This window comes from Streptosporangium sp. NBC_01810 (genome assembly GCF_035917355.1).
Classification (GTDB): Bacteria; Actinomycetota; Actinomycetes; order Streptosporangiales; family Streptosporangiaceae; genus Streptosporangium.
In genome coordinates, this window is record NZ_CP109070.1 from 1,766,848 (window position 1) to 1,780,854 (window position 14,007).

General features: G+C 68.9%; 13 protein-coding genes. 12 read left to right on the forward strand and 1 reads right to left on the reverse strand.

The annotated features are described in order from the left end of the window. Positions 1-168: 168 nt before the first annotated feature. The 3 genes from OIE13_RS08140 to OIE13_RS08150 all read left to right on the forward strand — a co-directional run bounded on the left by OIE13_RS08140 (position 169) and on the right by OIE13_RS08150 (position 2,427). Complete coding sequence (locus OIE13_RS08140) at positions 169-597, forward strand: hypothetical protein (protein ID WP_326829826.1); 429 nt, start codon at positions 169-171, stop codon at positions 595-597. Beyond that, the gene (locus OIE13_RS08145; protein WP_326830272.1) at positions 587-1,405 is read left to right on the forward strand and encodes a hypothetical protein; all 819 of its coding nucleotides are present in this window, start codon (positions 587-589) and stop codon (positions 1,403-1,405) included. Before OIE13_RS08140 ends, OIE13_RS08145 begins: the two co-directional genes overlap by 11 nt. A gap of 83 nt (positions 1,406-1,488) precedes the next feature. Beyond that, positions 1,489-2,427, forward strand: coding sequence for a diacylglycerol/lipid kinase family protein (locus OIE13_RS08150; RefSeq protein WP_326641440.1), 939 nt, complete (start codon positions 1,489-1,491; stop codon positions 2,425-2,427). A gap of 24 nt (positions 2,428-2,451) precedes the next feature. Here OIE13_RS08150 and mads6 read toward each other — a convergent pair whose 3' ends face one another. Further along, positions 2,452-4,068, reverse strand: coding sequence for a methylation-associated defense system protein kinase MAD6 (gene mads6 / locus OIE13_RS08155; protein WP_326829827.1), 1,617 nt, complete (start codon positions 4,066-4,068; stop codon positions 2,452-2,454). A 403-nt stretch (positions 4,069-4,471) separates the two neighbouring features. Here mads6 and OIE13_RS08160 point away from each other — a divergent pair, with 403 nt between their 5' ends. From OIE13_RS08160 to OIE13_RS08200, 9 genes are all read left to right on the forward strand, one after another. Further along, positions 4,472-4,870 carry a phage holin family protein gene (locus tag OIE13_RS08160; protein ID WP_326641435.1) on the forward strand — a complete coding sequence of 133 codons (399 nt, stop codon included), beginning with the start codon at positions 4,472-4,474 and terminating at the stop codon, positions 4,868-4,870. After that, positions 4,867-5,568, forward strand: a complete 702-nt coding sequence (locus tag OIE13_RS08165) for a DUF3618 domain-containing protein (protein WP_326641433.1) — start codon at positions 4,867-4,869, stop codon at positions 5,566-5,568. Before OIE13_RS08160 ends, OIE13_RS08165 begins: the two co-directional genes overlap by 4 nt. Positions 5,569-6,327: 759 nt before the next feature. After that, a complete protein-coding gene (locus OIE13_RS08170; RefSeq protein ID WP_326641431.1) occupies positions 6,328-7,155 on the forward strand; it encodes an HpcH/HpaI aldolase/citrate lyase family protein in 828 nt (275 codons plus the stop codon). Between the two features lie 179 nt (positions 7,156-7,334). Continuing rightward, positions 7,335-8,531 carry a sensor histidine kinase gene (locus tag OIE13_RS08175; RefSeq protein ID WP_326641429.1) on the forward strand — a complete coding sequence of 399 codons (1,197 nt, stop codon included), beginning with the start codon at positions 7,335-7,337 and terminating at the stop codon, positions 8,529-8,531. A 239-nt stretch (positions 8,532-8,770) separates the two neighbouring features. Continuing rightward, a complete protein-coding gene (locus tag OIE13_RS08180; RefSeq protein ID WP_326641427.1) occupies positions 8,771-9,532 on the forward strand; it encodes a LytR/AlgR family response regulator transcription factor in 762 nt (253 codons plus the stop codon). Between the two features lie 302 nt (positions 9,533-9,834). Then, complete coding sequence (locus OIE13_RS08185) at positions 9,835-10,182, forward strand: hypothetical protein (RefSeq protein WP_326641425.1); 348 nt, start codon at positions 9,835-9,837, stop codon at positions 10,180-10,182. 49 nt (positions 10,183-10,231) lie between these two features. Then, positions 10,232-11,731: a sodium/solute symporter gene (locus OIE13_RS08190; RefSeq protein ID WP_326641423.1), complete on the forward strand. Its 1,500-nt coding sequence runs from the start codon at positions 10,232-10,234 to the stop codon at positions 11,729-11,731. Positions 11,732-11,962: 231 nt separating this feature from the next. After that, entirely contained in the window at positions 11,963-12,292 is a 330-nt protein-coding gene (locus OIE13_RS08195) for a DUF485 domain-containing protein (protein ID WP_326829828.1), read from the forward strand. Continuing rightward, the gene (locus OIE13_RS08200; protein ID WP_326641419.1) at positions 12,289-13,962 is read left to right on the forward strand and encodes a solute symporter family protein; all 1,674 of its coding nucleotides are present in this window, start codon (positions 12,289-12,291) and stop codon (positions 13,960-13,962) included. The genes OIE13_RS08195 and OIE13_RS08200 overlap by 4 nt, the downstream gene beginning before the upstream one ends. Positions 13,963-14,007 lie beyond the last annotated feature (45 nt).

Below are 14,007 nucleotides of genomic sequence, written 5' to 3' on the forward strand. Positions count from 1 at the left end.
ACATCATTTGGCGCCTTGACTCTGGCTTTGCTTTCTCGTCGAACCTCCCGGTTCGGTGCGCTTATCCGGCGCGCCGGAGATGTCCGCGCCCGGTAAACCCGCGCGGAGGGAGGGGACACGTTGTCCGGCAGAGTCAGCAGAGGAGGCGCTCCCAGGCGCCTTCTCGCGATGGTTCCCGTACTCGGCCTGGCCGTCACGGGCCTGGCTGTGAGCGGTGCGTCGGCCGAGAGCGACTCCTTGGTCGCGCGGTACCAGCCGACCGCGGCCGACTACTACATCAACTACGCACCGCCCAGGGACGAGCCGGAGGTCGGCGACCCTGCTCTGCCGTCGGGCAAGGCACGCAAGGCCGCTCCGTCCAGGAAGATCGACCAGAAGTACTCCGAGGGCAACCCCGTCGCCGCGCGGGTGCTGGCCGCATGCGAGGCCGAGGCGATCAGGACGGGGCTCGACCCCGCCGACCTTCTCTTCAAGAAGGTGAAGACCCCCAAGACGGCCAAGCTCCTCACCCTGCTGGTGGAGTTCAACGACCAGCGGCACCAGCACGCTGTGGTCCAACTTCGACCAGGAGTGGGCCAACGTCAAGATCGCCCGTGACGTCCAGGTGCCGGCCGGGACCGATCTGAAGTTCTGGCTCTGGAACAACTACGAGATCGAAGAGGACTGGGACTACGGTTTCGTCGAGGTCTCCGTCGACGGCGGCACGACCTGGGCTCAGCAGAGGGTCTACACCGAGGGCGGCGCCCTGGTCTCCACCGACGATGACTACACCGACCCCAACGGGAACCTCGTCGCGTTCGGCAACAAGAGGTACGGCCTGACCGGCAACACCGACGGCTGGCGGCACGACTACGTCGACCTCGCCCCGTTCGCCGGTAAGGCGATCAAGCTCCGCCTGGCCTACAACACCGATGCCGCCTACACTCCGCGCGGCTGGCACGCCGACGACTTCGCCCTCAAGAACATGAGCGGTCGCGTGCAGTCCTCGAACGCCGCCTTCTCCTTCGCCAAGACCTACCCCTTCACCGAGTGCATCGAGGGACTCGACGAGCCCTTCAGCGCGTACTGCACCAAGGTGGACGGGCTGAAGGGGGTCTCGGAGTTCACCGACGCCAAGACCTGGTACCCCGGCTTCGAGGCGCGCGGCGACAGCCTGCTTCTCCGCGACGCCGACGCCTCGACGGTCATCCCGTCGGCGGGCGACCAGATGTACAGCACCCGGGTCGTCAACCCCGACGGCAGCCCGGCCACCCAGGCGTACGGCATCGACATGGGCGGCGGCCACGTCCTCGGCTCCGGCAACCCCGGCGACGAGGGCAAGGCGCTGAGTGTGAAGCTCAAGCTCATCACCCCGCTGCCGGGTAACCTCGGCGCGATCGTGCAGGTCACCCCGCCCAAGAAGTAAACCCCCCAGGATATGGCCCCGCTGTCACCGATGGCGGGGCCATACCATTTGAACGGGCAGGCACCCGATCGGATGGGAACAGCGTGGGAGAGCTCCGAAGCAAGGCCGAGCACACCGAGGCCATCAGGACCGAGGGCAGGGTCTGCGTGGTCGTCAACACGCGCTCGCGCCGAGGCCGGCGCCACTACCCGGAGGTGGTCCGCGCACTGCGGGCCGAGAGGTTCGGATCGATCCGCTTCTTCCCCGTGGAAGATCCCAGGCGTCTGCGCGCCATCATCGAGGAGGCCCTGGCCACGGGCCCCGACCTGCTCGTCGTGGGCGGTGGCGACGGCACGCTCAGCTCCGCCGTCAAACACGTCGCCCACCGTGACGTCGCCCTCGGCGTGCTGCCCCTGGGCACCACCAACAACTTCGTCCGCAGCCTTGGCGTCCCCCTCGACCTCGCCGGAGCCGTCCGGGTGCTGCGCACCGGCAAGGTCGCGGACATCGACCTGGGCATCGCCGGAGACCGGGAGTTCGCCAACCTGGCCAGCTTCGGGGTCTCGGTGGAGGTGGCGGGCAAGGTCAGGCACGGGGTGAAACGTCTCCTCGGCCGCGCGGCCTACTCGCTCACGGCCCTGATGATCCTCCCGGGTCACCAGCCGTTCCGGGCTTTCCTCACCGTGGACGGCCGCCGCCACGAACTGCTCACCCACCAGCTCAACATCGCCAACGGCCGCTTCCACGGCGGCTGGCAGGTCGCCAAGGACATCAGCATCGACAACGGTCGTCTGGTCGCCTACCAGCTCGGCTCGGGCAAGCGCCTGCGCCTGCTGGTAGAGACCATGATCCGGGCCGGCAGCGGCCGCTGGCGCAGCCTCGCGGGAGGTCCCTTCGTCATAGGGCGGGAGATGCACCTGGAGACCGACCCGCCGCTGGCCGCCGACATCGACGGTGAGGTCCGTCTGATGACCCCCATCACGATCCGCACCGTCCCCAACGGCCTGCGGGTGATGGTCCCCGACGACTTCGTCGACTCCTGAGCCGCGTTCAGGTTGGGTTCGCCTTCACGGCTGTTTTCCGGTGATACGCCGGAATCTCCCCCTGAGCCTGGCGAGTAGCGGCTTCTGTCCCGGTACGTTCCTGTCAGGCAGGCTCTCCTCGTGCTCATCTCCGTTCCACGCGGGCGCGTGGGCGTCTCGCGGGTGGTGTCCCGGCCCGTGCCTCTCCGGGCGTTCGGGAACCGCCACGCCGGTGTTCGCCGTACCGGGGTCCTGGAGAGGGAGGGCCGGTACGCCGGAAGCCGGCGGGGAGAGGGTCGGCGGGGAGAGGGCCGGCGGGCGGGGACGCCGCGCCCGCCGCAGGTCGGCCAGGGCCTCGGCGGCATCGGGGCGCTTGTGCGTCGCGTGGTCACGCATCCGCCGGAGCAGGTCCATGATCTCGGCGGACGCCTCACCGGGGGCGGGTTCGGCGTCGGGATTGGCCGGGGGGAGCTCCCCGGTCAGCAGCTGGAAGGCGATCACCCCGGCCGCGTACACGTCGGAGGCGGCGGTCATCCGCTCGGGCATGGCCTGGCACTCGGGGGCCGCGTAGTGGGTGTCGAGCACGTTGGGCAGCTCGTTGGCAACGGTGTGCGCACGGGGGCCCGGCTTGGCGTAGTCGAACCCGGTGAGCATCGCCCGGCCGTCCTCCGTCACCAGCACGCAAGCGGGACTGAGCGCCCGGTGGATCACGTTGTTGGCGTGGACATGGGCCAGGCCCAGCAGCATGTCCTCCACCACGTCCAGCCGGGCGGCGGTGGAGAGCGTGCGGGGGGAGGCGGTGAGGTGCAGGTGCAGCGCCTGGCCGTGCACGTCGTCGAGGACCAGCACGAACCGGCTCTCGTCGTCGATGGCGAAGAAGTCACGGGCACGCACCACGCACGGGTGCGCCGGGATCCTGGTGAGGGCCTGGTAGGCGTTGGTGATCAGCCGTCGTTCGGCCGCTCGCGGTTCCTCCTCCGCCAGCGGGTCGGCCCGGTAGACGCGTAGCAGGACCGTCTCGCTGCCGGGGACCGTCGCGTTGATCGCGCGATACTCGGTGACCCGGTTGTCGCCGCCCAGCTGCTCCTCCACCTCCCAGCTGCCGAAACGCGGCGGCGCCGTGGAACGTCGCACGCTCCCGTTGAGCGCCTCGATGATCGCGGTGCCGTACGGCGCGGTATCCGTGGTGTGGCCGCGTCTGACGCGGGAGGCGTCACTCAGCGTGCCGACAAGCCCGGCCAGGTCGGTGACGTGGCGTGAGTCGCGGCCGGCCGGGTCGACCAGCTCCGCGTCGGCCCCGGTGAGAACCACGAGGCTGTCGACGTAGACCCGGTCCAGCTCGCGCCGCTCCTGGGTGAGCAGGCCCTTGAGCGCGCGCCCGTTGCCGCGCAGCTTGGTGACAGGGGAGCCGAACGCCTCCCGCCGCAGCGGGAACCAGCGGTTCCCCGCGACCTCGATCCTGCCCCGGGTGCCCTTGACGTCGATGACGCAGAGCGAGTGGCCTGTCAGGACGATCAAGTCCACCTCGAAGGTGTCGTCGCCGCGGGGCACCTCGATGTTGTGCAGTAGCAGCCAGTCTTGCGGGGCGCTGTCTCGCAGGTGTGCGATGACCCGTCGCTCGGCGTCGTTGACCGGGCTTCCGCCGCCGACGATCTGTGCCATCTCTAGCGTGCCGCCTTCCTAATCGTGCTCATCGTGCCACGCAGTATCTCAAGAGGCTCATCTTTGCCCGTAGCTTTACTTTTCCACCACTCGGACACGCGGGCCTCCCTATGATCATGGCGTAGTCCCGGCCGTGAGACGTGATCGACGTGTCCGGCACGTCGGCGCTGTCGCTCCGGCCGGCCCTCGGATGGCAGGCGGGACACCGCGGCCGGTCAGGATGCCGGACATCTTCTTCGGTTTCCGTGGTCGCCGTGGGTCGTGCCGGCAGGTCGTGCTGGTGGGCCGGCCCGTGACGTGGCACGGTGTTGCCCCTGAGGCTCCCGTGAGCACCGCCGCCGTACGGATGTTTGCCGTGGCGGGACAGGGTAGGCGTCCTTTCCTGTAGGGGAGGAGGCAGTCCATGGTCAATACCAAGGAGTCACTGCCGACATCCGAGCTGATCCGGCAGATGTCGGAGCAGGTCTCGCGTCTGGTCAGGGACGAGCTCCGCCTGGCCAAGGCGGAACTGACCAAAAAGGGCAGGCATGCGGGAATCGGCGTGGGACTGTTCGGCGGGGCGGGAGTCGTGGCCCTGTTCGGGGCGGGATCTCTGGTCGCCGCGGTGATCCTGCTTCTCGCGTACGTGATGCCCGCCTGGTTGGCCGCGGCGGTCGTGGGCGTGGTGCTGCTGGCCGTGGCCGGCGCACTCGGGTTCTTCGGCAAGCACCAGGTCGCCGAGGCGTCCCCGCCGACTCCCGCGCGGACCATCGAGAGCGTCAGGGACGACATCTACGCGGTGAGGGAGAGGGCCCACCGATGACTGAGACAGACCCGGGCGGCTCCGACCGCCCCCCGGCCGAGGCCGGAATCACCGGATCCCGAAGAAAAAGGGTCGGTGCTCCCATAACGCCGGATGAGAGGGAGTCGCTGAACATCCCGCCGAAGCAGCCGTACGGCACGCCCGGCGAGGATCTAGGTGTTCCGGAGTCCGAGCGCGACGACACGCCCCGGCTCCCGGAGAGCGCGGTCGCCGGCGCCACCCCGTACGGCAAGACCGTCAACACCGCCGGCACCGGTGTCGGCGAGACGAAGACCGGAAAGATCATCACAAAAGACGAGAACGATGCGGAAACCGTGCGGCGGGACATCGAGGACGCCCGCCGCGAACTGGGCGACACTGTGGAGGCACTGGTGCACAAGACCGATGTGAAGGGCCGTTTCCAGGAGACCGCCGCCCATGTGGGCGAAGATCTGCGCAGGGCGGGGGCGGCGACCGCCACCACCGCCACCGAGATGGTGGAGCGGGTCAAGACGGCCGCTCCTGAGATGGTCGGGCGGGTGAAGGAGACCGCCCCCGAGATCGTCGGCCGGGTCAAGGAGGCGACCCCCGTCGAGATCAAGGACGCGGCGGAGAAGGTCGCGACCGAGGCGGGCAAGCGTCCCGTCCTGACGGTCGCGGCGGTGGCCGCGTTCGCCCTGCTCGTCTTCCGGGTCCTGCGGCGAGGCAAGAGGAGGTAGATGCCCGGCAGGGCCGTCCCCGAAGATCTGATGGGTGTCCCGAAGCCTTCGGAACCGCCCTGACGGGAGGATCCCGGGGGTCGTCTGGCGGATGGTCCGGGAAGATCTGGGGGCGTCCCGAAGCCTTCGGAACCGCCCTGACGGGACTCTCGGACCGAGGATCCCGGGGGTCTGGCGGGATGGGTCCGGGTAACCCCCGGAACCGCCGAAAGCGGCGCGACCGCCGGATCTTCGGAGATCCGGCCGACACCTGTGCGCCCAGGCAAGCCAAACTCATGTCTGTCGGGGTAATCTGACCGTTTCCGGGTGGGCGGCGGACCCCCTCCTCTCCGCCTGCCCGGATCTCCCCCACGGATGTCCCGCCGGACAGCCTCCGCTCGGCCCTGGCCTTCACACCGGGTCTTCGCGGTCAGGGGCGCCGCGTCGTCTTCGCGGTCAGGGGCGCCGCGTCGTCTTCGCGGTCAGGGGCGCCGCGTCCCTGTTTTCGTATTTCGTAACCAACGGCGAAGTATCCCGATCTTGGGCACACGCGTGCCCGAGCACATGTAGCGTTCCTGGGCGGGACATGTTCTCGGGGCAGGACACACGGGAGGTTTCATGCGCCACGCTCTGACGAGTGGAACGCCCGGCTTCCCCCTGCTCCAAGGGGTCGGAGCTGAGACGTCCGCCCGCAATGGCCATCGGCGAGGGCACCAACGACATCCAGCGGATGGTCATCGCGAAATCCCTCATCTCGGGTACCGCTAAGGTCGGATGGTGATGCGATCTGCCCTTTATGTCCCGGGTGACCAGCCCGAAAAACTCGCGAAGGCGCTCGACAGGGGAGCCGACAGCCTGATTGTGGACCTGGAGGACGCGGTCCTGCCCGTGCACAAGGAGGCAGCCCGCGCGGCCGTCGCCGTGTGGCTGCGCGGGCTCGGCCCCGACACCTCCGAGATCTACGTACGGATCAATCCCGGCGCGGCCGGACACGACGACCTCCGGGCGGTCGCCCTGCCCGGGGTGCGCGGAATCTGCGTGGCCAAGACCGAGTCGGCCGCCGAACTGGAGGCCGTCGACGCCGTGCTCACCGCCGCCGAGGCGGCCGAGGGAGTGCCCGGCGGCTCCATCGTGGTGTGCCCCCTGCTGGAGAGCGCGGCCGCGATCCTGGCGGCTCCAGAGATCGCCAGGGCGCCTCGTGTCGCGCGCCTCCAGATCGGTGAGGCCGATCTCCGCGCCGACCTCGCGGTTGAGACCGGCCCCGACGAGCGCGAGCTGCTGTGGGCTCGCTCCCAGGTCGTCCTGGCCTCGGCGGCCGCCCGGCTCGACCCACCCCTCGCTCCGGTCAGCACCGACTTCCGTGACCTCGATGCCCTGCGCGTCTCCACCCTCGCCCTGAAACGCCTCGGCTTCCGCGGCAGAGCCTGCATTCACCCCGCCCAGGTGGCCGTCGTCAACGAGGTCTTCACCGCCTCGGCGGAAGAGCTCGACCGGGCTCGTGACCTGATCGCCCGCTTCGAGGCATCCGGATCAGGTGTCGTCACCGACGCCAGGGGGCAGATGGTCGACGAGGCGGTGGTGAGGGCCGCCCGCCGCCTCCTATCCTGACGTGATGCCAGGTGAACGGTGTCTGTTCTGCGCCATCGCGACCGGAATCCCCGGCGTGAGGAATGGCCACCGATCCGCACAGCGGAAGTCCTCCAGGTCCTGCTCTGGCCGGATACGGAAGGCCGGTGTGATCTGTATGGGCCGGGCGCGGGTGGGGCTTGGCGTATAAGGTCCGGAGCGTGGAACCCGTCATCGCAGTGTTGCTGGTCGTCGCCCTGATCGGGGTGCCCGCCCTGGTGCTGTGGCGGGTGTTGCGCGGGCGCAGGGAACTGGGCAGCAGCCCAGCCGAGCGGGCCACGTTCGAGACCCTGCACACGGCCTCCCTCGCCGCGCCGCCGCTGCGGGCCGGGCTGACCGAGGCGGGGGCGCAGAAGGCGTCCCGGTACCTGCGTGAGCTGCTGGGTTCCCCGGCGCTGGCGGTCACCGACGAGGAGCGGCTGCTGGTCTACGACGGCGAGGGCGACCATCACGCCCGTGAGGCGTTCACCCACGCCGCCAAGACGCTCGCCGGGGGCCGGACCCGGGTCCTCGGCCCAGAGGTGGTCTGGTGCGATCTTCCCGAGTGCCCGATCAGGTTCGCCGTGGTGGTGCCGCTGACCACCGACGGGCGGGTGGTCGGCTCCCTGGCCGCGTACGGCGGGCACGCCTCGGCGGGTCTGGTCAGGGCCGCCCACGAGGTCGCGAATTGGGTCGACTCGCAGCTGGAGCTGGCCGAACTCGACAGGTCGAGGACACGCCTGATGGAGGCCGAGGTCCGGGCGTTGCGCGCGCAGATCTCCCCGCACTTCATCTACAACTCGCTGACGACCATCGCCAGCTTCGTCCGTTCCGACCCTGACCGCTCCCGTGAGCTGCTGCTGGAGTTCGCCGACTTCACCCGCTACTCCTTCCGGCGGCACGGGGAGTTCACCACGCTGGCCGAGGAGCTGCGTTCCATCGACCGTTACCTCACCCTGGAACGTGCCCGCTTCGGCGACCAGCTTCAGGTGACGCTGCGCATCGCCCCTGAGGTGCTCGCGGTCGCGGTGCCGTTCCTGTGCCTGCAACCGCTGGTGGAGAACGCGGTTCAGCACGGGCTGGAGAGCAAGCCCGGGATCGGGCGCATCTCGATCGTCGCAGAGGACGCCGGGGCGGAGTGCCAGATCAGCGTGGAGGACGACGGCGTCGGCATGGAACCGGAGCGCCTGCGCCGCATTCTGGCCGGTGACGCCGACGAGCGCTCGGGGGCGGGAGGAGTGGGGCTGGTCAATGTGGACGAGCGGTTGCGTCAGGTCTACGGTGACGAGTACGGCCTGGTGGCGGAGACGGCCAAGGGGGCGGGCACGAAGGTCAGCGTCCGCCTGCCGAAGTACCACCCGGGTGTCTCCGCCCGTTGAACCGTGCCCGATCGGTCGCCCCCGCTCACGGTCGGGCCCCCTCGTTGAACCGCCCGTCCGCCTGCCACACCGTTCACCGCCTGCGCATCCACCTGTCGGGCTCTCCGGCCTACCTGGTCGCCCATCGTTCGTTTGCCCGGGCCCGTTCGATTCTTCTCCCGAGTACGACAAAGTTGACAGGCGATGTCTGATTCATCACCCTCTAGAAATTCCCACGTGAACGACCCGGAGGAGTGACCGTGACCGGCCTGCGCGTCCTTGCGGTGGACGATGAGCTTCCCGCGCTGGAGGACCTGGCCTACCTGCTCAGGGACGACCCTCGTATCGGGGAGGTCTCCCTGGCCAGGGACGGGGCCGCCGCGCTGCGCGTTCTGGACCGGGCGATCGCCGACGGGCGGCCGATCGACGCGGTCTTTCTCGATATCCGGATGCGCGGCCTGGACGGGGTGGTGCTCGGCCGCCTGCTCTCGCAGTTCGCCAACCCGCCCCGGGTGGTCTTCGTGACGGCCTACGAGGAGCACGCGGTGGACGCCTTCGAGATCAAGGCGGAGGACTATCTGCTCAAGCCGGTGCGGCCGGAGCGACTGGCCGAGGCCATTCGGCGGGTGTTCGTCTCGGCGGAGCTGCCGGAGAGCGAGGGCGCGGGCCGTGGCGACCCCGACACCATCCCGGTCGAGCTCGGCGGCGTCATCAGGTTCGTGGCCAGCACCGAGGTCCGCTACGTCGAGGCGCAGGGTGACTACGCTCGCCTGCACACCGCGGGCGGCAGTCACCTTGTGCGCATCTCGCTGGCCACGTTGGAGGAGCGCTGGTCGTTGGCGGGTTTCGTCCGGGTGCACCGCAGCCACCTGGTCGCGGTCAAGCACATCGACGAGCTGCACATCGACTCGGGCCGGTGCGTGGTCCGCATAGGCGAGACCGAGATCCCGGTCAGCCGCCGTCACACCCGCGAGCTGCGCGACCTGCTGGTCCGCCGGGCGCGTAGGGGCAGGTCGGAGTGAGTCGCGACTCCGGGTCCAGGGAGGAGGCCGAGCCGCGTCGGTGGATCACCGAGCGTTCGCGTAAGGATTCCGAGCGACTGCGTAAGGAGTCTGACCGCTCGCGTAAGGATTCCGAGCGACTGCGTAAGGAGTCTGACCGCTCGCGTAAGGATTCCGAGCGACTGCGTAAGGAGTCTGACCGCTCGCGTAAGGATTCCGAGCGACTGCGTAAGGAGTCTGACCGCTCGCGTAAGGATCTCGAGCGACTGCGTAAGGAGTCTGACCGCTCGCGTAAGGATTCCGAGCGACCGAGGCGCGAGGTGGTGACCAGCCCTCGCACCATGGCGCCCCGCCACCCCCGCTACCCGGTCACTCGTGAGATCGACGAGCAGACCCGGCTGGGCGAGATCTACATGCACTCGCTGGTCCGTACCCAGTTCCGGCTGGCCCTGTTCGTCTGCACGGTGCTGGGCTGCGTGGTGATGGGGCTGCCACTGTTGTTCCTGCTGGTGCCCGAACTGCACGCGGTCCGCCTGCTGGGGATCCCGCTGCCCTGGGCGGTGCTGGCCGGTCTGATCTACCCGGCGTTCGTGATCGGTGCCTGGCTCTATGTCCGGCAGGCTGAACGGAACGAGCGCCACTTCGCCGAGTTGGTGGACAGGGCCCGTTGACCTCCGCCCCGGGCCCGGAGCCCGAGGTCTCCACGCCGGGAGGCATCAGATGAACACCGCGTACGGTGTGACGGCGGTCGTGCTGGTGGTGCTGGCGGCGGTGCTGATCGGCGCGTTCGGCATCCGGCTGTCGCGGACCACCTCCGACTTCTACGTCGCCTCCCGCACCGTCTCCCCGCTGTGGAACGCCTCGGCCATCGGCGGGGAGTATCTGTCGGCCGCGAGCTTCCTGGGCATCGCCGGGCTGATTCTCACCTACGGCGCCGACATGCTGTGGCTGCCGGTCGGCTGGACGGGTGGCTATCTGGTGCTGCTCGTACTGGTCTCGGCACCGCTGCGCCGTTCGGGCGCGTACACGCTGCCCGACTTCGCCGAGGCGCGGCTGGAGTCGATGGCGGTGCGGCGGATGGCCGGGGTGCTGGTCGTGCTGATCGGCTGGCTGTATCTGATGCCGCAGTTCCAGAGTGCGGGCCTGGTCCTGCGGGCCATCACCGGCGCCCCCGAGTGGGCGGGAGGCCTGCTGGTGGCGGCGGTGGTGGCGGTGAACGTGATGTCAGGTGGCATGCGGTCGATCACGTTCGTGCAGGCCTTCCAGTACTGGCTGAAGCTTACGGCCCTGGCCGTGCCGCTGGTGTTCCTGTTGCTGGCGTGGCGGAGCGGGGGAGCTCCGGGGCTGAGTGAGCGGGACGCGGCCACCTGGGCGCTGCCGCTCTCCAACGGCAGGGAGTACGGTCTTTACTCGACCTACTCGCTGATCCTGGCCACGTTTCTGGGCACCATGGGACTGCCGCACGTGCTGGTCCGCTTCTACACCAACCCCGACGGCCGGGCCGCCCGGCGTACGACGCTGGTGGTCCTGTCGTTGCTCGGGGCCTTCTACCTGCTGCCGGCCGTCTATGGCGCGCTGGGCAGGATCTACGTCCCGGAGTTGAAGGGCAGTGACACGGTGGTGCTCACGCTGCCCGGACGGTTGATCGGCGGTGTGGCCGGCGACCTGCTGACGGCGCTGGTGACGGCCGGGGCGTTTGCGGCGTTCCTGTCGACCTCCTCAGGGCTGACGGTCTCGGTCGCCGGGGTCATCGGGCAGGACATTCTCAAGGGAGGGGTGCGTTCGTTCAGGACGGCGGCGGTGCTTGCCGTGATCGTTCCGCTGGGCCTGGCGGCGCTGGCCCGCTCGCTACCGGTCGCCGACGTCGTCGGTCTGGCGTTCGCGGTGGCGGCGTCCTCCTTCTGTCCGCTGCTGGTGCTGGGTATCTGGTGGCGTCGGCTGACTCCTACCGGGGCGATGGCCGGACTGCTCGCCGGCGGTGGCCTGGCCTGCGGCGCGGTTCTGATGACGATCGGCGGGGGGCCTTACGCCGGTCTGGCGGGTGCCATGCTGGCCCAGCCCGCCGCGTGGACGGTGCCGATCGCCTTTCTCGTCATGGTGGTGGTCTCGCTGCTGACGCCGGGGCGCATCCCGCCGAACGTGGCCCGTACGATGGTGCGCCTGCACACCCCCGAGATCCTCAATCTGGACCGGGGTGATTGGCGGCCTCGGTCTTCTTGACGGGGCGGGCCCACCGTTCCTTCCGGCCGGCCGGGGCAATCGGTGGCGCGCCCCCGCGGGACCCTCCGGCGGGAACCGTTCGTCGCGCGAGACAGACCTTTCACCGCAAGCCATGTCCAGCTGAACGCGGCGCGGCGGCGCCTCGGCGAAGAGTCCGCGAGCGGGTCTCCACGAAAGGTAGCTTCCCCTCTTACGTTGTCCGTGATCCAGATCACATTCGTGGGAGGTCTTGTGACCGCCAGGCAACATGACTCATCGGTCTATGAAGAGATTCAGGCCGGTGAACAGTTCCAGGAGTTGAAGAGGCGTTTTCGGGCCTGGGCGTTCCCGATGACCGCGGCGTTCCTCGCGTGGTATCTGCTTTACGTCGTCCTTTCCGGCTGGGCGCGTGACTTCATGGGCGCGAAGGTCCTGGGCAACATCAACGTGGCGCTGATCTTCGGTCTGCTCCAGTTCGTGTCGACGTTCGGGATCGCCTGGGCCTACTCCCGTTTCGCCGAGAAGAAACTCGACCCGCTGGCTGACGAGATCCGTCACAAGGTCGAGGGGAAGACCGAATGAGCCACCAGAGCCTGTCCACGATCCTGTTCCTGCTCTTCGTCGCGGGAACGCTGGGGATCACCTTCTGGGCCAGCCGCAACACCAAGGACGCCACCGACTTCTACGCCGGTGGCCGGTCCTTCAGCGGTGTGCAGAACGGCCTCGCCATCGGCGGCGACTACATGTCGGCCGCGAGCTTCCTGGGTATCGCCGGGATCATCGCCCTGTCGGGCTATGACGGCTTCCTGTACTCGATCGGCTTCCTGGTCGCCTGGCTGGTGGCACTGCTGCTGGTCGCCGAGCTGATGCGCAACTCCGGCAAGTTCACCATGGCCGATGTGCTGGCCTTCCGGATGAGCCCTCGCCCGGTCCGTACGGCGGCGGGTGTCTCCACCATCACTGTGTCGATTTTCTACCTACTGGCCCAGATGGTCGGCGCGGGCGCGCTGGTCGGCCTGCTGCTCGGCGTCACCTCGCCGACGGGTAAGGCGCTCACGATCGTCGGCGTCGGCATCCTGATGATCGTCTATGTGGTCGTCGGCGGTATGAAGGGCACGACCTGGGTGCAGATCGTCAAGGCGGTGCTGCTCATGGGCGGCGCGACCCTGGTCACCCTGCTGGTGCTCGGCCACTACGGTTTCAACCTGTCCGGCCTGCTGGGTGACGCCGCCGCGCAGAGCGGCAAGGGCGACGCGTTCCTCAACGCGGGCCTGAAGTACGGCACCGAGGCGCAGGGCATCGCGGGCAAGATCGACCTGATCAGCCTGGGCCTGGCCCTGGTGCTCGGCACCGCAGGTCTGCCGCACATCCTGATCCGCTTCTACACGGTGCCCACCGCGCGGGAGGCTCGCAAGTCGGTCCTGTGGGGCATCGGCATCATCGGCGTCTTCTACCTGCTGACCCTGGTGCTCGGCTTCGGCGCCGCGGCACTGGTCGGCGGCGAGAAGATCCTGGCGCAGGACAAGGCAGGCAACACGGCGGCGCCGATGCTCGCCGAAGCGGTCGGTAAGACCATCTTCGGCGACGTCGGAGGCACGATCCTGCTGGCCGTCATCGCGGCGGTTGCGTTCGCCACGATCCTGGCGGTCGTCGCCGGGTTGACGCTGGCGTCGAGTTCCTCCTTCGCCCACGACCTGTACGCGCATGTGTTCAAGCGCGGCAACGTCACGGACAAGGAGGAGGTCCTGGTCGCGCGGATCTCAGCCTTCGTCATCGGCGCGGTCGCCATCGGGCTCGGCATTCTCGCTCAGGGGCAGAACGTGGCCTTCCTGGTCGCGCTCGCCTTCGCCGTGGCGGCTTCGGGGAACCTGCCGGCGATCCTCTACAGCCTGTTCTGGAAGCGGTTCAACACCGCGGGTGCGGTCTCGGCGATCTACGGAGGCCTCGTCTCGGCCCTGCTCCTGGTGGTCTTCTCGCCGGTCGTCTCGGGCAGTGCCACCGCGCTGTTCCCCGATGCGAACTTCGCCTGGTTCCCGCTGAGCAACCCCGGCATCGTGTCGATCCCGCTCGGCTTCCTGGCCGGGTTCGTCGGCGCGCGTCTCAGTAAGGAGTACAGCGCCGGCAAGTACGCGGAGATCGAGGTCCGCTCGCTCACCGGCATCGGGGCCGAGCAGGCCACCTCGTACCAGCCCGTCGGCGAGGTCCAGCGGCAACCCGGCACCAACCCGAAACTGGAGCCCAGTACCGATTAGGCTCCGACCCGGAACCGGAGCCCGGTACCGACTAGGCTCCAACCC

Excerpts from the sequence above, each read along its gene's own strand:
- OIE13_RS08190 (WP_326641423.1), top strand. The coding sequence starts at position 10,232 with ATGAACACCGCGTACGGTGTGACGGCGGTCGTGCTGGTGGTGCTGGCG.
- OIE13_RS08160 (WP_326641435.1), top strand. The coding sequence starts at position 4,472 with ATGGTCAATACCAAGGAGTCACTGCCGACATCCGAGCTGATCCGGCAG.
- OIE13_RS08140 (WP_326829826.1), top strand. The coding sequence starts at position 169 with ATGGTTCCCGTACTCGGCCTGGCCGTCACGGGCCTGGCTGTGAGCGGT.
- OIE13_RS08165 (WP_326641433.1), top strand. The coding sequence starts at position 4,867 with ATGACTGAGACAGACCCGGGCGGCTCCGACCGCCCCCCGGCCGAGGCC.
- mads6 (WP_326829827.1), bottom strand. The coding sequence starts at position 4,068 with ATGGCACAGATCGTCGGCGGCGGAAGCCCGGTCAACGACGCCGAGCGA.
- OIE13_RS08170 (WP_326641431.1), top strand. The coding sequence starts at position 6,328 with ATGCGATCTGCCCTTTATGTCCCGGGTGACCAGCCCGAAAAACTCGCG.
- OIE13_RS08200 (WP_326641419.1), top strand. The coding sequence starts at position 12,289 with ATGAGCCACCAGAGCCTGTCCACGATCCTGTTCCTGCTCTTCGTCGCG.